Source organism: Paenibacillus hamazuiensis (assembly GCF_023276405.1).
In the GTDB taxonomy this organism is placed as follows: Bacteria; Bacillota; Bacilli; order Paenibacillales; family NBRC-103111; genus Paenibacillus_AF; species Paenibacillus_AF hamazuiensis.
In genome coordinates, this window is the sequence record NZ_JALRMO010000001.1 from 1,246,218 (window position 1) to 1,265,939 (window position 19,722).

A 19,722-nucleotide genomic window follows, 5' to 3' on the forward strand; every position below is an offset into this window, starting at 1 on the left:
AAAGGAGAGAACCGGCATTGTTCCAAGACATCAGCGTGCAGGAGCTGCTGGAACTGCAGCGAAAAGGCGAACTTAAGCTGATCGACGTCCGCTCGCCTGGAGAATACGAAGAGTTTACGATCCCGGGCAGCGACAACATACCTTTTTTTACCAACGAAGAACGTGCGGAAATCGGCACGATGTACAAACAGGTCAGCATCCAGGCGGCAAAAGACCGCGGGCTCGAAATTATTTCGGCGAAGCTGCCGTCGTTCGTAAAGCAATTTGAAGCGATCGACGGCCGTAAAGCTGTCTACTGCTGGCGCGGCGGCATGCGCAGCAAGACGACGGCGACCGTGCTGTCGCTCATGAACATTCGCGTGTACCGGCTGCTTGGCGGCATCCGCGCTTACCGCAAATGGGTGGTCGAGACGCTGGAGAGCTTTCAGCTCCGCCCGAAATGCGTCGTTATCAACGGATACACCGGCACCGGCAAAACGGCCATTTTGCGCAAGCTGGCGGCGGAAGGGTACCCGGTGGTCGATCTGGAAGGGATGGCCGGCCACCGCGGTTCGATTTTCGGGCAGATCGGCCTTACGCCGAACAATCAGAAGACGTTCGAGTCGCTGCTGCTGCTGACGCTTCTCCAGTATCAGGACAGTCCATACATTCTCCTCGAAGCGGAGAGCAAGCGCATCGGGCGCTGCGTGATGCCGGAATTTTTGGTGGAAGGCAAGGAGAAAGGTATCCAGCTGTTTCTGGACATGCCGATGCAGGAGCGGATCCGGCATATCCTCGAGGATTACGAGCCGGAGCGGCATAAGCTGGAATGCATCCAAGCGTTTGAGAACATCAAACGGCGTATCCATACGCCCATCGCTGCTGAGATCGAGCAGCATTTGCTGCTGAACCGTTTCTCGGAGGCGGTGGGACTTATGCTGGAGCATTATTACGATCCGCGTTACGAGCACGCAGGCACGAATTACGAGCATGAGCCGATTCACTGCCAGGTAAGCGACATTGACGACGCCGTCTCCCGGATCAAGCAATTTTTGCAAGAGCAGTTTCCGAAGCCGCAAACTGCCCGTAACTAAAGACCGCATTCGCGGTCAGATTGTTGACAAAGCCCCGGTTTTTCGGGGCTTTTGTAGGATCATTTTTTGAATTTAGCCCTAAAAATAGAAGATCGCCTCTTATCCGGCCCTTTTAGCCAGGATATTGGCGATCTTTTTAATGTTTTGACATAGTGCAGTCAGTAATGCTTGCTGCTGCACTTTGTTTCGGCCGCGGAACCGGCAGTAGCGAAGCCCATGGAGCTCTTTGGCATCCGCGAAGCTTCGCTCAATCGTCTGGTATCGTAAGCGGTAGAGATATTTGCCGGACTTGCTTCTACCGTTTTGTTTTACCCACTCTTTACTATCCTGCCATACATGCCTGGTGATGACTTTTTGGTGATTCCGGGACCGGGTACATTCTTTGAGCATGGGGCAGTTCGCACAATGATTCGGATCCGACTTATACTGTCTGTAGCCTTCGCGATCCGTTGTCGTATATTTCAATTCGTGTTTTTGTGGACATATATACACATTGTTCTCCGCATCATACTTAAATCGCCACTTAGCCATTAATCCTTTAACTGGGGTAAAGGCTCTACCTCCGATGACCGCGTATATTTTCTTGTCTTGAAGCTTTTTGCAAATGTGCGACGTGAAGTAACCTGCATCCAGTGCGACGGCTTCCAGTGTTTTTTCGAATTTAAACTTCTTGATGATATGTTCCAAACGCTCTATGTAAGGGACAGAATCGTGAACATTGCCGGCAGTGACGTGGACATCCATGATGATGTTGTATTTGTGGTCGACGGTCCGATGATCGAGATAGAAAAAGCCTTCCGGCTTACCGTCCCGCACCATATAACCGCTCTCCGGATCGGTTGTGCTTACCTTCGTTAGTTTGGTTTCTTCCACCTCCTCTCGTGGCTTTAAAGCTTTTTTCCATGAGCCTCGCGATCGGCACGAATTGCTTCGTCCAGTTCTTCCATGTAGGCCTTCGTACTCTTGGTTACTTCCTCTTGAACAAACTTTCGTTTATTCGCATTGGCCTTAAGATGAGTTGAGTCGGTGATAAGTACCCGACCGGCAACGAGACGATGTTGAATAGCAAGCAGAACGACCCGGTCGAAGATTTGTTGAAGTACATCGCCTTCTTGAAGACGTTCACGAAAGTAGCTAAGGGTGCTATGATCCGGCACGCGATCCTTGAGCCCAAGCCCCAGAAACCATCGATAAGCATTATTAGAGAAAACCTCTCTTTCCAACCGTCGTTCGGAGCGAATGCCGTCAAGATACCCGATCAATAGCATCTTGAAAAGCATGATGGGATCTGCCGAGGGACGTCCATTATCCTCGCAGTAATAAGGACGGACTAAGTCGAGAATAAAGGAAAAGTCGATATGCTTATGTACTTTACGAAGAGGATGATCTGGATGAACCAGTTCCTCGATACACACCAATTCATATTCATTTTGGACATTCGGATTAGAGCGAAGCATAGGATCCACCGCCTTAAGAGTATATTTACATTATAACATATTAACGCGGTAATTTGTTAAAGATATTGAACGAAAAAGTAGCCTGTTGGGTTTTTCAACAGGCTGACACCGCATTCGCGGTCTTTTTCTTTTTTTCTGAAAAAGTGTGTCAAAACCGCCCGCTCCTACTTATAATGTACTATCCAATGGGCATTCGTCTAGATGCCCCCCACTTTCCGGGCTGAAACGGGGTGATGGTTGTGATTCTGGACATCGGCATATCCGCAGCGGTCATTTCCTTTATGGTGCTTGTCGCTTTTGCGGTGCGTCTTCTGCATACGGCGCGGATGACGGTGGTGCGGGCGGAGGAAGCGATCCTGCAAATGCAGAGGAAGTTCGACGAAAACGCCGAGCAGTCGCTGCAGCTGCTCAGGCAATCGACCGAGCTGACCCGCGATGTACAGCGCAAGCTGGCGCAGCTGGATCATCTCTTCGCATCGGTGGATGAGCTCAGCACCAGTGTGCGCCAGGCCGGGCAAACCGTCCGCACCGTGTCCAAGACGGTAACGAGCTCGGTGCGGGATGTGGAGCAGGCGGTACATAACCACCGGGATGCGATTGCCGAAGCGGTGGAGCTCACGACCGCCGGGTATCAGCTTTGGCAAAGGTGGCAGGAGCATAGACGGTCCAAACAGCAGCAAAGTGAAGCAAGTACATTTCAAGAAGGAGCTGAGTAAACATGGCGAATCAAAAAGGAAAAGATTTACTGATAGGCGCAGTGGTAGGCGGGGTTCTCGGTGCCGTAACGGCATTGCTCTTTGCGCCTAAATCCGGCCGCGAGCTGAGAGCCGACATCGCTGAGCAATACCACAACGTCAGCGAGAAAACGCAGGAAATCGCCGGTCAAATTGCGGAAAAATCAAAGGAAATCGCCAAAACGGTGAGCGAGCAGTCGACGGAAATCGTGGGCAAAACGAAGGAAGCTGCCCTCCAGCTTGGCGAGAAGGTGAAGTCGTGGAAAGGCGCGGCAAAAGTCGAAGACTCCGCTGCGGATGAAGTGGCCGCCGCTGCATTGGAGCAGGAAGACAAATAAGACATGGCACTGGACAAAAAAACCATCGGGCGCTCCGAAGCCTTGAATGAACGGAGCGCTCCGATGGTTTTCGTTTGTCGGGCATATTACCACTTGGAAGGATCGATTTTACGAATGTCCAGTCCTTCCCAAATATTGCGGATATCCGCCTTATGAGGATCGTCGAACACGAGCCATGCCGTCGGCAAATAACGTTCCCCGTATTCGCTGGACGGCTTATTGACGATTTTGTTGTCTTTCACCAGCACGGTAGAGGAGCCTCCGTCGAGATTGGCCGCCGTGACGGCGCCGTGTTCGAGGAAAATATTTTGAATGTCGAACAGCGTCGCACCGATACTGTAACCCGGCTGTCTGCCGTCGATGATGGCGAACATGATCGTGCCGTCCTGCTTCTGGGCCATAGACGTTCTTGGGGCGATACCCCAGCCGTCGGCCTGGTTTTTAATTAACCCTTGCCCGTTGACGATAAAACGCGGAGCGAACGTGACCGCTTCCTGAACGCCCATTTTCAGCAGCTCCGCCGGAGAATATTTTCCGGTAATCATCAGGCCGTCCTTGTCGATGCCGACCACGTGGTTGGGGGTATTCATGCCGCCGTCGTTGTAAAAAATCTTCCCTCCCGACATTACGATGCCGGTCGGCTGAAAGCCGTTGCCCTTCCACTCAGGGTCGACAAAACCGCCGGCATTGACGCCGGCAATCGCACCCAGACGCTGTACCATCGAAGATACCTTCTCGCCTTTGCCGACTTTGCCTGGAACCGCGATGCGGATTTTTTTCGGGTCGGAAATGCTGAGCAGGTATCCTTTAAAATTTTTGCCTTCGATAGGCTCGATCGTCACGAGCTCCTTTTCGGGCACCTTGGCCTTGGAAGACGCTGCAAGAGAAGGGCCGATCTGCACGAGATGCTGGTCTTTGATATCGCTGTAATCCTCGAAGCGTTTCCAGTACTGCTCGACCCGCTTGTCCAGCTCCTCCTGGCCGATCAAATAAGCAGCCCAATGACGGTGCTGCGTCGTAATGAGCGTATCCGCCATCATAAAGCGAAAATACGTTCCGGATTCGGTTAAGTAGAACCACACGCTAAACACCATACCGAAGAAAAAAAGAACGGAAACCGTATAAAAAAACAAAGTTGCCCAAAACGAGCTTTTTTTGGTCAGACGTTTTTTCTTTTTTTTGGCGGGTTTCACCGAGGCGGCAGGCGCTGCTCTTAACTGACTTCTGTTTGGCCCGGTTTGAATCGACATAGTTTGATTCCCTTCATTCGGTTCCTAAAGCACCTTATTTACATTAATAAACGAAAAAAAAAGAAAAAAGTTTCAGCTATGGCCGAAACTTCCTCTAAATCTATTGTAAACAGAGCTGCTTATTTTCTTTTATCAATAATTCAAAATCTTCCGCCGGCACCGGTTTGCTGAACAAATAACCTTGAATTTCGTTACAGCCCTGCGCCACGAGGAAGTCGAGCTGCTCCTTCGTTTCGACACCTTCCGCGAGCGATTTGATTTTAAGCCGATGCGACATCGCGATCAAAGCCGTTACGATGGCGGCGTTGTCTTCATCGGTTGTCACGTCGCGGATAAACGATTGGTCGATTTTCAGCGTATGCACGCGGAATCGCTTTAAGTAGCTAAGCGACGAGTAGCCTGTGCCGAAATCGTCGATGGAAATGCGGACTCCGAGCTCCCGCAGCTTGTTCATAGACTCGATGATATGCGGCACGTTTTGCATGGCTACATTCTCCGTAATCTCCAGGCAAAGCAGGGAAGGGGGTAATCCGCTTTCGGCGAGCGCTTCCTCCACCACCTGGATGAAACCCGATTGATGAAACTGGCTCACGGAAATATTCACCGAGATGCAAAGCGGAGGATAACCTTTATCCTGCCAACGTTTATTTTGCATGCACGCTTTCTTCAGCACCCAATTTCCGATAGGGACGATCAGCCCGGTTTCTTCGGCCAGCGGAATAAACTCGCCGGGGGAAACCATCCCCCAAGTCGGATGATTCCAGCGCAGCAAACATTCCATACCGAACATTTTACCCTGCTGCAGATCGACAAACGGCTGGTAATAAAGCGTAAACTCCTCGCGCTCCAGCGCCTTGCGCATGTCGAATTCCAGGTTGAGACGATGCAGCGACCGCTTATTCATCTCCGGATGGTACATCTGATACATGCTGCCGCCTTTTTCCTTGGAGCGGTACAGCGCAATGTCCGCGTTCTTCAGCAGCGTCTCCTCGTCCGTTCCGTCCTGCGGGTACAGGCTTATCCCGATGCTCGCCGTGACGAACAATTCGTGTTCCTCTACGAGAAAAGGCTGCTTCAGCAGCTGCGGTATACCGCGGGCGAAAGAAACGGCTTCATCGATATGCTTCATATCGTTGATGAGAAAAATAAACTCGTCCCCGCTGTAGCGGGCGATGACATCTTTCTCCTTCACGTACACCTTGAGCTTTCTGGCGAGCTGCTTGAGCAGCTTGTCTCCGACGTGATGCCCGAGCGTATCGTTGATGACTTTAAACCGATCCACATCGAAGAAGACGACGGCAAACATTTTCCCGTGCAGCTGCGCGTCGGCAAAACATTGGCTCAGCTTTTCGTGGAACAAGGTGCGGTTGGGCAAATTCGTCAGCGAATCGTGGTATGCCATATGGATGATTTTGGCTTCCGCTTTCTTTTTCTCCGTGACGGCCCGAATGGTCGCGTACGACCTCAAGAACTGGTCATCCGCCTGCTCCATCAGCTCTTCAAACCGCTGATCGAATTTCTGTTCGTCGTAGTCCCCGTTTTCCAAAGCTTGCTTGGCGTTTCGCAGCAGCTCCATAACATTCTCAATATGCTCCTTGTGAATGCGGGCTGCGGAAGCGGTTTTGGTTTGCTTGTTTTGGGCACCTCCCAAGTACACCAAACCTTTCTTGTGATCATATGCTTCCACATGGTTCATATTGACAATGTTTGAGCTGTCCAGCAGGCGGAACCCGTCTTCGAACAGCCATTCTTCCAAGCTGTCGAAAGAAAGGTCGAGGAAAAATTGACCGTCCCGGGTATGTATAATAATTTCTTTATCTTTAAACCTATCGATTTTGATGACTTCCGACGAATCAATAATGGTAACTTCGGACCCACGTTTGCTATCTCTAGTAACGGGGATTTTTTGCATGTAAGACCAGCTCCAGCAGGGAAGGTTTAGCAGAAAATACTGCAGCATCGAAAGATTCGCATGTCCTCGATTATAGTTCTGTTGCACTAACGTTTACTTTCATTTAAGTTTAATATACCTACCGTGGAGAAACAAGTAGAATTATGTCGAAAATTTGTGGAAGTTGTTCCAATGAAAAAAACCTAGCCTTCTTTGAAGGAAGGCTAGGTTTTGAAGCGGTTACATTTTTTTACTTTTTAAGGAGCTCCTGAGGGGTTTCGGGGCGGTGGCAGATACCAGCGCAATTAGTTAAAACTAATTTTTTCGCCAATGCTGTCAGACCCTTATTCAGAATATTAATTGCCAGTGTCTTCATTGTCCTTCACCTCCTTAAAATGAAAAAAAATCTACAATTTACATTTTTCTACAATTTTCTGGGATGTTTTTAATAAAGTTATTGACTGAATAAAAAAAACATTCGAAGCCAGCGAAGATTCGACAAAAAAATTAACCGATACTATTAAAATAGAGATGATTTTCAACAAAGGATGATATTTTTCGTCAAGTTTACTTATATTTTTTATACCACTTGGCGCATAGAAAAGCAATATCAGAATAGAAAGAATATTTAGAAAAATTCCGATATAAAAATAATTGTATTTTGTATAGATAGCAATAAGTAACAAAATAGTAGACAAATAATTACAAGATTTTGCAGTTTTTAAGTGAACCCCACCGCTAAAAGTGCGTAAAAGAGGTAATAGGATGAGTGCAATAAACCCATCCATCACATTTCCTGTAAACGCGCAAATGATCATAACCGTGACAAATACCAAAAGATAATTAAGCAAAATCGTTAATGAATATTTAAGTACTTCAACAGATGAAGGATTGGAAGAATTATTATGAATATATTTCGCGATACCATCAATTTTTTTGTCTAGGGAAATCATTATTTTTTTGATACCTCTCTCTTATAAACTTTTTATTATCTTTGTATGCATACCAAAGAGCTAAGAGCATCGCTATACTCATGATTCCTAGAACAATAATTAGTTGATCGATCGAAGGGAATTTGACAAAATGCATTACAATTTGTGTGGTAATAACTGCAACCAACAGAAGGGCAGCAAAAAGAAAATTGTAAGATTTTAAATAATCCATTCGATAAAATCGTTTCGCTAAGAAAAAAAATCCGATTTTTGTTTTGTTAAGGAATATGAATATCAAGAAGTATGTTAAAAAAGTTGCGAGATGGAGAAGTATCGAATGTAACAAGGAAGTTTTCATTTGTTCTAACGTAGTTAAGTTTAATTTTAAACTAGTTATAGAGATTACAAAATCGACAAAAAAGCCTACGATTGTACCGAATACACTAATAAGAAGACAGTAGAAAAACGGATATCTATGTATGATAAAAATAAGTAGAGTAAAAAAGACAAGAATAACGACGGGGGTTAATTCTGATTTAAGAATATTATTAAGGTAGAACCCTAAGCTTCCAAGAATAACACCTGTAAGACCAATTGATTTGTAATGATGATCTATAGGTATTCGAAACAACTGAAATGAAATCAAAACTATACTAAGAAATGTGATGATCGAAAGTAAAAATTTAATAGTATATACTGTAATCATTTCAAATAACCTCGATTCGACAAATTTCTCATGAGCTAAGTATAAATGAATTGTTGGATTCAGAGCAATAGAAAAGTATATTACTAACTTTAATAGACATCTATCGAATCATTCGCCCCCATATAATAATTCTTAAATCATAGAGCATATGTATTAACATGGGAATTATTAAGCTGCCTGATATCAGGAAAATATATGTACTGGCCATTCCATTTAGAAATGCAGAAAGAATTCCTTGAGGACCTTGAAGATAATGAACCAAGCCAAATAGAAGGTTTATGCACAGAAAAGCTGAAAATAATCCTAGATTAAAAGGTGCTCCAGTGAAATATATTAGAGAGAACGATCGATAAAGGACTTCTTCAGTAATGCCGACACTAACAGCTAATAGAACAAAAACAAACTCTTCTTTGAAATTTTGGGGAAAAATAAACGATCGTCGAGCGAATTGTTCTTTTCCTTTTTCTCTAAAATCTTTGTTGTACTTAAGCAAAATAAATTCTAGAAAAGGTATTAAAAGATAAATAATTGAAGCAATGAATCCGCTCCAAGAAAATGCGACTTTTATATCAGTAGATAAAAGATCAGTTATTTTAAAATTATATGTTAATACATAAGTTGCTCCCCATAAATAAACCATTGTTTTCATGTAGGTTGTAATTCTTTTATTAGTCGATGACCTCTCTCGTAATTTCCGAATTGTAAGGTAACTCTCAATAGGTAACAACAAAAATATGATTAGCGCTACAATATGCATAGAAATCAATTTATTGAATCCCCTTTAAACGAGATACATAGAATACCGTGTAATGACTGGAGATTAAACTCTCCGGATTATCGGTGTAGTTCTTCAATCAATAAATCTGAAGACTCCATATCGGCTATTTCTTTACGGTAAGATAATTCAAGTATCACAAAAAATATAATGAAAATTATCGATATGAGAATGAAAAACAAATCTCTATTCCAGTAAAATGAATAGCTGGTACAGCTCATTATAATATAGGCAAAAATCAAAGCTATTATTATTTTTTTTCGAAAAGATTTATTTATAGGTTCTGAGTCATTACTAGCAATGAAAGAAAATCCAATTCGGCACTTATTGATTATTATAAATACAAGATAGTTGAAAATAACGATTGCGAATAACATTACGTAGGGTGTACTGTATAGGTCGGCAATAAATGCTTTACGACCAAATATTGACAGTAACATATTAAAAAAGATTTCACCGACCATTCCTATGTAATAAACGATAGCCGAAAGAAATACTCCATACAGAGTCCTAAATCTGATAATTGCTAAAAAACAAAATATCAATACAACAGGCTGCAAAATAGTCAGTAAGTATTTAATATGAAAATAATGTATAGTAACTGAAACGGTGGATAATACTAGCGCACTAAATGCGATAGGTAATAAGTACTGGAGTAATTTCATTCTGAAAAGCGATAAAGCTATAAGTATCATAGAACTCCACATCAAATAAAAACCAATGAACAATATCAAATATAATGCCATTTAGTCACCTCATGCATTTATTAGCCATGATTTCAGCAAAACCATGTCAGGATGTTGCTACGAAGATGCTTGTAAATAAAAACTTTATGTTACGTCAAGCTATTACTTTGTTTATGCCCCTCCGTTTTTTTTCACAAAAAGAAAGAGCCGGCGGGATGCCCGGCTTGAATGCGTATTCGCGGTTGTACTAGCATTATAATTAAATATGCGAATGAGCCGGAACGGATCCGGCAGGCGCGCGTAAACTACTGCAATTGGCGCAGTAACTCACAAGTCTCAAATCTCAGACGCCCCCGCTTCAGCCATTTCCTTGCGGTATGACCACTCCAACAGCATAATCAAAACCAAAATGACTAAGGAGTGTATAAAGATCACGACTTCTCCGAAATGATACAGGGAGTAGCTGGTACTGCCCATTAAAAAGAGGGAGATGATCAAAAAAGCCAGCATATAGTTTTTGAAAGCGCCGCTCACAGGTTGGACATCGTTGATCGATATGAAAGAAAAACCGGTGCGGCTCCAGTTTAGTATATAAGCTACAGCAAGATTGACTATACCGGTGACGATAAGAGGACCGGTAACATTTTCCCGAAGGTTAGCGACAAAAGATTGATTTTTAAGCGCGGCTAAGATCAGATTGTAGACAGTCTCACCGGTCATCGCGAAGCTATACGTTATGACCGTGAGCAGCATCGCATGGATCACTTTCAGCTTAATGGCCAAGATCAAACATAAAATCATAACGATTGGCTGCAGGATCGCCGTTAAAAAAGGCACTTGAAAAAATTGTATGCAGATTGAGATCGACGAAGCGAGCAGCGAGCTGATGACAATAGGGAGCTTATAATGGCCCGGCTTTATTCTGAACAACGACAAGGCAAGCAGAAACATGGATGACCAGGCAATCAGCAAACTGACGAACATGGCAGCATAAGTCCCCATCATATCACCTGCGAAAAGCTTTATTCGTATCCGGTCCCGCGTTCGGCTACGCCGAAGGAGCCGGTAAAGGCGCCGCGGCCGAACGTATATTCAAGGCTGGTGCTTCTGTTTCTGGCGAGCGAACGCAAAATTTGATCCTGGTATTTTTTCTGCCTGATGGCGGACATGGTGACGAACGGTCCAGTACCGTTTTCGTCGAAGTAAAGACGGCCTGCTTTCTCATCGTAATACTTGATCTGGTTAAAGTTTACGTACACATCGGCGTCGACCTTTTTGAAATCGAAAATGTCCAGCTTCTCCAGAAAGCTGTTGAAATCGTGCAGCGAAGCGATGCTTTGGATCACCTTCAAGTCGTTGGTGAAGTAGGTGATCTCCTTGCGTCCAATCTCTATGAACATGACGTTCTGCAGATCCAATTCGATCACGTTGCGCGAGCCCGAGCTGATGTCGGATTCGACGAGATGTCCGGCTTTCTGCATAAGATCCGTATACGAATACCCGTAAGCCGAAGAAAGTTTTTTGAGCGTCTCCGGGGAAGGGGTGATTCTTTCATTTGTCGAGCGATTTTTGCCCAGCTCCAAATCTCTTATGTAAGCGTGGGAAAGCCCGCTTTTTTTGGCGGCCTCGCGCAGCGACATATTTCCCCGGAGCCTCTCCAAAAATTTACCGAAATCGTCTTGCAATACCATAATTAGACCTCCTCTCATTACCATTATTGTAAGACACCTTCATTAGAAAAGAAATACAATTTTTTTATCTAAAACTTTCCTGTTATACTAGTCCTTGACGCTTTGTAATATTCATAATACATTAGAATTATTAGAGAGATTCAGATTTTGCAGTTGATAGGGAGGGGACAGCGTCATGAGAGATAAATCTATGGATCGCTGGAATACGTACGAGCCCTTCTATGTCCATTGCAACGGCATGAAAATCGCCGATATCGTCATCACGGACCATGCGCAATCGCGGTGGGCGGAGCGTGTGGATGATCAGCAGCAAAGCATCGAGCACATATGTTCTTTTCTATGGGATCGATTGAAGAAAGAGCAGATACAACCCTATTATTCCCGCGCCAAAGACGTCTATTTAATCGACGAAGATTTGGTAATGGTAGCAGAGTTTTTTGAAATCAACGGTGAAACGGATATCGCAGGGAATCCTTTGCATAAAATGGTTGTGATTACCTTTCTGGGAAAGCTTTCGGTAGATATCGAGCTGCGAGATTTGAAAACTTATTATTCCTGGCTTCGCCACTCGCGCCGGATGACGCTTATGAAGCATGGACGGAAGCGCAAATAATATGATAGAAATGAGAGAATGCTGACCGGTGAAGGCGGCATTTTTGTTTTTAATCGGGGCAAAGTTGGCGCTTCGTGCATATTTTTCCACATTCCTTGGGGAAATTAGGGAGAGCAAAAAGCAGCTTCCTAAGAGAAGCGTAAGGAGTGTGGAGGAATGGCACGCGATTTACCGCTGGGCAACGGCAATGTGCTGGTGAATTTTGATGCCGGGTACAATCTGCGGGATATTTATTATCCGTTTGTAGGTCAAGAAAATCAGGCGCTCGATCATTTGTCGCATTTCGGGGTTTGGACGGAAGAGGATTTTTTCTGGATCGATTACCCGGAATTGAAAAAAAAGGCTTCCTACCTTAACGATTCGATGGTGACGAATGTCGACTGCGTTCATGAACGGCTTGGATTGAAGCTGCAAATTCGCGACGGGGTGGATGCACGGGAAAATATTTTCATCCGCAAAGTGAAGGTGGTCAACGAACAGGAGCGGGAGCGGGTCGTTAAGCTGTATTTTCATCTGGACCTTCATTTATACGGCAATGGGGTCGGAGATACGGTGTATTACGAACCGGATTTGAAGTCGCTTGTGTTTTATAAAGGGCACCGCTACATGTCGCTTTCGTGTTATACTCCGGACAACAAGTCGGCTTATCCAAGCGGATTTGCGATCGGGCAAAAAGAGATTCACGGTCTGCAGGGAACTTGGCGTGATGCCGAAGACGGACATCTCGGCGGTAATCCGATCGCGCAAGGATCGGTGGACGGGACGATCGAGCTGGAGCTGAAGCTGCCGGCCAAGGGCAGCAAGGAAGGTTGGTTTTGGGTCTGCTTCGGCAAAGATTTGAAGGAGATCTTCCGCCTGGAAAATGAGGCGAGAAACGTAACGCCGCAGGCGATGCTGCAGCGCACTTACGATTATTGGGTGCGCTGGCTGGCGCAGGACCGCCACGAGCTAGGGCTTTTGCCGCAGGATATCGCTTCGTTTTACAAGCGGAGCTTGTTGGTGATCCGGACGAACATGGACAACCGTGGGGCGGTCATTGCAGCGAACGACTCAGATATAATGAAGTTCGCCAAAGACACGTATTCGTATATGTGGCCGAGGGACGGGGCATTGATCACGCATGCGCTCGACCGGTCGGGTTATCACGCGCTGACAAGGAGATTTTACGAGTTTTGCCGCAGAGGTCTTTCGGACGAAGGATTTTTGCTGCATAAATATAATCCGGACGGCTCGGTCGGCTCCAGCTGGCATCCGTGGGTGAACGGCAAAGGCGAGAAGCAGTTTGCGATTCAGGAAGACGAAACCGCTCTGGTGCTGTACGCGCTTTGGCACCATCACCGGATTTCAGGCACGCTGGGGCAGGCCCGTGAAGAGTATGAGGCTTTTGTGATCCCTGCGGCCGATTTTATGTCGCGGTACAAGGATGCGTCGGGTTTGCCGCTGCCTTCCTACGATCTGTGGGAGGAGCGCTACGGCGTTCATGCGTTTACCGTGGCAAGCGTCTATGCGGGACTGATGGCGGCAGGCAATTTCGCCGAATATTTCAAGGATGTGAGCCGCGCCGTGATATACCGGCAGGCGGCGGACAAGGTGAAAGCGGCGGCCGAGGCGCAGCTCTACGACGAAAATATGAAACGGTTTTTGCGTGCCCTGTATTGGAATGACGAGAAGCGGCGGTATGAGCCGGATTTGACGCTCGATGCGAGCCTTTACGGGCTGTTCGATTTCGAGATGTTCCCGCCCGAGGATCCGCGGATCGTCTCCACCATGAAAGCGATTCGCGAGCAGCTGTGGGTTCATACCGAAGTCGGCGGCATTGCCCGCTATACGAACGATTACTACCATCAAGTGACCAAGGATATCGGCCGTGTGCCGGGAAATCCGTGGTTTATCTGCACCCTGTGGTATGCCGAATGGCTGATAGCGTGCGCGAAAAAAGAGGAAGATCTGAAGGAAGCGGAAGGTCTGATCCGCTGGACGATGGCTCACGCGCTGCCGTCCGGCATATTGGCGGAGCAGGTGCATCCGTTCACGGGCGAGCCGCTGTCCGTGTCGCCGCTGACCTGGTCGCATGCGTCCTTCGTCAAAGTGACGCAGGAATATTTGGCGAAGCTGAAGGAGCTGAAGTCCGGCAAGGTTCAGCAGAAGGAAGATGTCAGCGACCGCAAGGTGCTGCAGACGGCGGGTGTGGAGTTTGCCGGCGAGCTGGGGCAAAGAGCCGCGAAGGAAACGGAGCAAGACGTATCCGGGTCGGTGCGGGATGCGACGGGGTCTGGGGCAGCGGCCCGGGAGCCAGCGGCTGAGCTTGCTGTGGAGGCGGAGCCAGAAGCGCCTGTGGCGGCGCCGGATGCGAAAGCGGCGGGAGCGTCCGCGGAGGAGTTCGCCTCCGAGCTGGGGCTGGAGGCGCAGCCGGGCGATGCGGTGGATTCGGCCGGGGGGCGGTCCGCGCGGCAGGAGGAACCCGCGCAAGGGCGGGGGCTAAGCGGCGCCAAGGGCATCCGGGCGCGCAGGAAGGGGGCGAACCGATGAAGGCGGTTCGCGCGCTTCATGTGGCGACGAAGCCGGAGGCTGCTGTCGCCGAGGTGGACAAGCCGGCACGGAGCCAGCCGGGCGACGTGCTCGTGCGGGTGCTGGCGGTCGGGCTGGACGGCACCGACCGGGAGATTTTGGCCGGGGGCTACGGGCAGCCGCCCGCCGGCGAAACCGACCTCACCATCGGCCACGAGTCGATGGGGGTGGTCGTGGAGGCGGGAGCGGACAGCGCGCTCGCTCCCGGCGATTTGGTCACGGCGCTCGTCAGGCGCCCGTGCCGCAACCCGGCCTGCGTGAACTGCCGCAACGGCCGGCAGGATTTTTGCGAGACGGGGGAATACGTCGAGCGCGGCATCAAGGGCAGGGACGGGTACTTGTCCGAATATTATGTGGAGGATGCGGCGTATTTGGTGAAGATCCCGGCCGCTTGTTTGGAATACGGCATGCTGGCGGAGCCGCAGAGCATCGTCGAGAAGGTGTGGGACCAGGTGCAGCGGGTGCAGCAAAGGCTCGTGTGGGAACCGAAGACGGCGCTCGTTCTCGGCTCCGGCCCGCTCGGCATCCTGGCGGCGATGACGTGCCGCTGCCTCGGGCTCGAGACGCACGTATGGTCCAAATCGCCGGCAAGCGGGGCACAGGCCGAATTCGTGAGGGCGTGCGGAGCGGTATACCGCGAGGCGGGAACGGCGGTCGCTACGTCTGCGGGCCGCACAGGGACAACAGCGCCGGGTGGAGACGCAACGGTGCGGGCGAATGCGGCGAGCGGCAGCGGCCCGGGAGCTGGGGGGGCAGCGGCGGCACAGCCGAAGAGCGCGGGCCAGGCAGGTGCCGCTGCCGGGCAAGCAGTGGCGGAGCGAGGCGCCGCAGCGGAGCAGGTGCAGCACGGCGCCGGAACAAGCGCTGCGGCCGCAGCTACAGGCGGGGTGGCAGCCGCGGCGGCCCAGGCGGACGCGGCGGCGGAGACGCTTACCGAATATGCGGCGAGCCTCGGCAAGCCGATCGACCTCATCTTCGAATGCACGGGCTACAGCCCACTGGCGTTTGAGGCGATTACGGTACTGGGACCGAACGGCGTTTTGGCGCTGCTCGGCGTGACGCCGGGCAAGAAAAGCATCCAGGTGCCGTCCGATGCGATCAACCAGGAGCTGGTACTGGAAAACAAATGCGTGCTCGGATCGGTGAACGCGTCGCGAAAAGATTTTGAAACCGGGTTGTACCGGCTTCAGCAGATGGAGGAGAAATTTCCCGGGCTCCTCGGTCGTTTCATTACGCAGCGTATGACGATGGAGCAAGTGCCTCAGGTCGATTTTTCATCCATCGAGATTAAGGCGGTCGTCGATGTGGTGCCGCGGGAGAAATGGCGCGAGCTGGTTAACGTGCAGGAAGGTGCGGAGGAAGGGGCATCCCGGGATGTGCAGTACAGCTTCTCCGTATAAGGTGTGATCCAAAAGCAAGCGAAGGAGCTTAGGGGAGCGCCGAAGCATTCTCCTGTTCCCGCAGCGAGGTAGGTTCGACCGACAGCCGCGCAGCGTCGAAACGCGCGCCAGGGATTCGCGCGTGAGCTTTTTGAACGGGATCCGCAGTCAGCGGTATCGAACGTCGATTGGAATGCCTGAAGAGGGATGAGGAATAAGGGTGGATCAACGCGCAGCTTTGCCATAGGGCAAAGCTGCTTTATTTTTGCGGCAGCGGCGAAGAAAGGGAGACGTGGTTGATAAGCCCAATAAATGGTACTATTAGCAGTCAGGCAGACGAATAATGGGATCATAAACGCAAAAAATTGTTTAATTTTTAAGCGCGGCCCCTGTTTTGAAGATGTTGTTGCGAAATAATCCAAGTTTTTGGGATTATAAACCAATATTCTTCGGCTAACGGTGAAATAGTCCCACATTTTACGCTTATCGATCGCACCGGAGCCGTTCTCCTGCGCAGCTCGCCCGCCCCTCCCCATAGAGTACTCGAGAGATCGCGGAACTTACGTCGCGCAGTCGTACGGATTCACGTTATGGTCTTGCCGGTATTCGGACGGCGAACGTCCGTACCATTTTTTGAACTGCTTGGAGAAATACAGCGCATCGGAAAAACCGACCGACGACGCAACCTGCTCGATCGTCAGCGGCTCGAGCAGCAACAGCTTGGCGCGTTCCATGCGGATTTTGAGCAGAAAGCTCATCGGCGACATGCCGGTAAACTGCTTGAACATTTTGGACAGATGCGTGCGGTGATAACCTAGCGACTGAGCCATATTTTCGATCGAAATGGGCTGGTGGTACTGCAGGGTGAGCCAGCGAACCGCCTGCTCGACCTGCTGGCGGATGACCGAGGTTTCCTCCTTCGGCGGCTCCGCCGTCATCTGATGTTCGGTCAGCCCGGCAAGGATCAGGCGCATATAGCCCCCGGCCTGCAGATCGCAGCTGACAAGTCCTTCGCGAAGCGACTGCTCGATGCGCAGGAACAAGGCGGAAATTTTGCGATTGTATGCAGCTTGCGTCACCGGTTTGTGCTGCGAAATGCCGATGGAGTGCAGCAGCTCGTCCGCACCGCTGCCTTTGAACCCGATCCACCGGTAGCTCCACGGATCGTCTCCGTCCGAAACGTAGCTGACGAGTTCGCCGGGGAAAATCGTAAAGCTGGAGCCCGGACCGAGATCGTAGTCATGGCCGAGGCAGCGGAAGCGGCCTTTCCCGGTCAGCACATAATGCACCAAATGGTAGTCGAGCACCTGCGGGCCGACAAGATGCAGCGGGGGAGTTTGCGCATGACCGCCGAACAGGACGGTCAACTCGCCTTTTCCCGGATACGGGTTAAAGGCGACGGAATGAGTCGGCGTTTTCATGGTCATTTCGGATCATCGACCTTTCCTCAGGTCAGTGGTAAAATATAGAATCATATAGCTTGTACGATGGAGAGGAGCTGCCGGTTTTGAACTGGAAAAAAACGGTGAAAGAAAACGGACTACATTTGTCATGGGGGATCGCGCTGGTGGCGACGCTCGGCAGCCTCTATTTTTCCGAGGTGATGCTGTTTGCTCCGTGCAAATTGTGCTGGTACCAGCGCATCCTGATGTATCCACTGGTGATTATACTGGGGATTGCGGCGGCGCGCAAGGAGTCGAAAATGTACATGTACGTTCTGCCGATGACGATTTGGGGAGCGGGCATTTCCGCTTATCATTACTTGATGCAAAAAACGTCCTGGTTCAAAGAGGCGGCCACGACGTGCGGGCCGATTCCGTGCGATGTCGACTACATCGATTGGTTCGGCTTCGTGACGATTCCTTTTTTGGCGCTTGTCGCGTTTGTGCTTATTTCGATTTTGCAAATTTTGATGTGGCGGGCCGACCGGGCGTAAGCTCGCTGAGAACAAACTACATTTCTCCATGCGAAAGTGGAATGTCTCCATATGCTTGGACGCGGGGCGGGAGTATAGTTAGTTGTAGAAATTCCCGCGGGGCAAGTTCATCGGGGGTTCCTCCAAAAGTAGCGGACCGGCTGCAGACGTTCGCTTTACTTTTGGGGGATTGAAAAAACTCTAAGGAGGCATTCATTCATGTCCAAAATTACGTTTCTTGGTGCAGGCAGTACGGTATTTGCGAAAAATGTGCTTGGCGATACGATGATGACGCCGGCTCTCCAAGGTTTCGAGCTCGCCTTGTTCGATATCGACCACGAGCGTTTGAAAGATTCCGAGAACATGCTGAACAACCTGAAAGCGACAACCGGCAGCACGTGCGTCGTGAAAGCGTATACCGACCGCAAGGAAGCGCTGCGCGGCGCTAAATACGTCGTCAACGCGATCCAGGTCGGCGGTTACGATCCTTGTACGATTACGGACTTCGAAATTCCGAAAAAATACGGCCTGCGCCAAACGATTGCCGATACGATCGGGATCGGCGGCATTTTCCGCAATCTGAGAACGATTCCGGTGATGCTCGATTTTGCCCGCGACATGCAGGAGGTTTGTCCGGACGCCTGGTTCCTCAACTATACGAACCCGATGGCGGTGCTGACGAACGTGATGATCACGCACGGCGGCATCAAGTCGGTCGGTCTGTGCCACAGCGTGCAGGTGTGCATGCCGCATCTGTTCAAGGCGCTCGGCATGGAAACCGAAGGCGTCAAGACGAAAATCGCCGGCATCAACCATATGGCTTGGCTGCTCGAAGCGACGAAGGACGGCGTCGACCTGTATCCGGAAATCAAACGCCGCGCGCGCGAGCTTCAGGATCGCGAAAAACATAAGGATATGGTGCGCTTCGAGCTGATGTTCCGCTTCGGCTATTATGTGACGGAGTCGTCCGAGCATAATGCGGAATACCATCCGTATTTCATCAAGCGCAACTATCCGGAGCTCATCGACCGATTCAACATTCCGCTCGACGAATATCCGCGCCGCTGCGTCCGTCAAATCGAAAAATGGAAAACGATGCGCGAAGAGCTCGTGAACAACAAAAATCTCGAGCATAAGCGCTCGCATGAGTATGCGTCTTACATTTTCGAAGCGATGGAGACCGACGTGCCGTTCAAGATCGGCGGCAACGTCATGAACACGGGGCTCATCACGAACCTTCCGAAGGAAGCTTGCGTCGAAGTGCCGTGCCTCGTCGACCGCAGCGGCATTCAGCCGACATATATCGGCGACCTGCCTCCGCAGCTCGCCGCGCTCAACCGCACGAACATCAACACGCAGCTGCTGACGATCGAAGCGGCTATCACCGGCAAGAAAGAGCACATTTACCACGCGGCGCTGCTCGACCCGCATACGAGCGCGGAGCTGTCGATCGACGATATCGTGGCGCTTTGCGACGATCTGATCGAAGCACACGGCAACTGGCTGCCGAAGTTTGTATAATATGAATCGCGGAAGCGTAAAAGGCTGTTCGTACCTTTCAGGTGCGGACGGCCTTTTTTTCGCTGCTTAGGAAATTATGCATGGCTTATTTTTGCGAATAACCGGGGGCTCCCCCAAAATTGCCAGGAATAGGCTGCAAAGGTTCACATCACCCCTTTTGGGGGATTTGTTCCCGATTTCATGTATAATGGTG

At 49.6% G+C, this 19,722-nt stretch carries 17 protein-coding genes; 8 read left to right on the top strand and 9 right to left on the bottom strand.

Translation table 11 applies throughout. The features are described from left to right. The first annotated feature begins 17 nt into the window (after positions 1-17). On the top strand, positions 18-1,073 hold the full coding sequence (mnmH, locus tag MYS68_RS05195; RefSeq protein ID WP_248924804.1) for a tRNA 2-selenouridine(34) synthase MnmH: 1,056 nt from the start codon (positions 18-20) through the stop codon (positions 1,071-1,073). A gap of 99 nt (positions 1,074-1,172) precedes the next feature. Here mnmH and MYS68_RS05200 read toward each other — a convergent pair. After that, positions 1,173-2,530, bottom strand: a protein-coding gene (locus MYS68_RS05200; RefSeq protein WP_248924449.1) for an IS1182 family transposase whose coding sequence is annotated in 2 segments (ribosomal slippage) — positions 1,173-1,966 and positions 1,966-2,530 — 1,359 coding nt in all. Because the reading frame shifts where the segments join, the coding sequence is not laid out codon by codon here. A gap of 233 nt (positions 2,531-2,763) precedes the next feature. On the opposite strand from MYS68_RS05200, the gene MYS68_RS05205 reads away from it, so the two are divergent. Then, positions 2,764-3,246 carry a DUF948 domain-containing protein gene (locus MYS68_RS05205; RefSeq protein WP_248930823.1) on the top strand — a complete coding sequence of 161 codons (483 nt, stop codon included), beginning with the start codon at positions 2,764-2,766 and terminating at the stop codon, positions 3,244-3,246. A gap of 2 nt (positions 3,247-3,248) precedes the next feature. Further along, complete coding sequence (locus MYS68_RS05210; RefSeq protein ID WP_248924805.1) at positions 3,249-3,602, top strand: YtxH domain-containing protein; 354 nt, start codon at positions 3,249-3,251, stop codon at positions 3,600-3,602. A gap of 86 nt (positions 3,603-3,688) precedes the next feature. On the opposite strand, the gene MYS68_RS05215 is transcribed toward MYS68_RS05210, so the two are convergent. From MYS68_RS05215 to MYS68_RS05245, 7 genes are all read right to left on the bottom strand, one after another. Then, complete coding sequence (locus tag MYS68_RS05215) at positions 3,689-4,852, bottom strand: phosphodiester glycosidase family protein (RefSeq protein WP_248924806.1); 1,164 nt, start codon at positions 4,850-4,852, stop codon at positions 3,689-3,691. Positions 4,853-4,952: 100 nt separating this feature from the next. After that, positions 4,953-6,764, bottom strand: coding sequence for an EAL domain-containing protein (locus MYS68_RS05220; RefSeq protein ID WP_248924807.1), 1,812 nt, complete (start codon positions 6,762-6,764; stop codon positions 4,953-4,955). Positions 6,765-6,993: 229 nt separating this feature from the next. Continuing rightward, positions 6,994-7,119, bottom strand: a complete 126-nt coding sequence (locus MYS68_RS05225; protein ID WP_248924808.1) for a cyclic lactone autoinducer peptide — start codon at positions 7,117-7,119, stop codon at positions 6,994-6,996. 31 nt (positions 7,120-7,150) lie between these two features. Continuing rightward, complete coding sequence (locus MYS68_RS05230) at positions 7,151-7,696, bottom strand: accessory gene regulator B family protein (protein WP_248924809.1); 546 nt, start codon at positions 7,694-7,696, stop codon at positions 7,151-7,153. A 785-nt stretch (positions 7,697-8,481) separates the two neighbouring features. After that, positions 8,482-9,030 carry a CPBP family intramembrane glutamic endopeptidase gene (locus MYS68_RS05235; RefSeq protein ID WP_248924810.1) on the bottom strand — a complete coding sequence of 183 codons (549 nt, stop codon included), beginning with the start codon at positions 9,028-9,030 and terminating at the stop codon, positions 8,482-8,484. 1,148 nt (positions 9,031-10,178) lie between these two features. Beyond that, on the bottom strand, positions 10,179-10,826 hold the full coding sequence (locus MYS68_RS05240; RefSeq protein ID WP_248924811.1) for a hypothetical protein: 648 nt from the start codon (positions 10,824-10,826) through the stop codon (positions 10,179-10,181). A gap of 38 nt (positions 10,827-10,864) precedes the next feature. Beyond that, complete coding sequence (locus tag MYS68_RS05245; RefSeq protein ID WP_248924812.1) at positions 10,865-11,533, bottom strand: helix-turn-helix domain-containing protein; 669 nt, start codon at positions 11,531-11,533, stop codon at positions 10,865-10,867. Between the two features lie 175 nt (positions 11,534-11,708). Between MYS68_RS05245 and MYS68_RS05250 the strand changes: the two genes are divergently transcribed. From MYS68_RS05250 to MYS68_RS05260, 3 genes are all read left to right on the top strand, one after another. Beyond that, on the top strand, positions 11,709-12,146 hold the full coding sequence (locus MYS68_RS05250) for a hypothetical protein (protein ID WP_248924813.1): 438 nt from the start codon (positions 11,709-11,711) through the stop codon (positions 12,144-12,146). A gap of 156 nt (positions 12,147-12,302) precedes the next feature. Continuing rightward, positions 12,303-14,675, top strand: a complete 2,373-nt coding sequence (locus MYS68_RS05255; RefSeq protein ID WP_248924814.1) for a glycoside hydrolase family 15 protein — start codon at positions 12,303-12,305, stop codon at positions 14,673-14,675. Next, positions 14,672-16,114, top strand: coding sequence for a glucose 1-dehydrogenase (locus MYS68_RS05260; protein WP_248924815.1), 1,443 nt, complete (start codon positions 14,672-14,674; stop codon positions 16,112-16,114). Before MYS68_RS05255 ends, MYS68_RS05260 begins: the two co-directional genes overlap by 4 nt. Before the next feature lie 539 nt (positions 16,115-16,653). Here MYS68_RS05260 and MYS68_RS05265 read toward each other — a convergent pair. Further along, positions 16,654-17,514: a helix-turn-helix transcriptional regulator gene (locus MYS68_RS05265; RefSeq protein WP_248930824.1), complete on the bottom strand. Its 861-nt coding sequence runs from the start codon at positions 17,512-17,514 to the stop codon at positions 16,654-16,656. A gap of 86 nt (positions 17,515-17,600) precedes the next feature. Here MYS68_RS05265 and MYS68_RS05270 point away from each other — a divergent pair, with 86 nt between their 5' ends. Then, the gene (locus tag MYS68_RS05270; protein ID WP_248924816.1) at positions 17,601-18,029 is read left to right on the top strand and encodes a disulfide oxidoreductase; all 429 of its coding nucleotides are present in this window, start codon (positions 17,601-17,603) and stop codon (positions 18,027-18,029) included. Between the two features lie 198 nt (positions 18,030-18,227). Then, a complete protein-coding gene (gene melA / locus MYS68_RS05275; RefSeq protein ID WP_248924817.1) occupies positions 18,228-19,529 on the top strand; it encodes an alpha-glucosidase/alpha-galactosidase in 1,302 nt (433 codons plus the stop codon). The last annotated feature ends 193 nt before the right edge of the window (positions 19,530-19,722 follow it).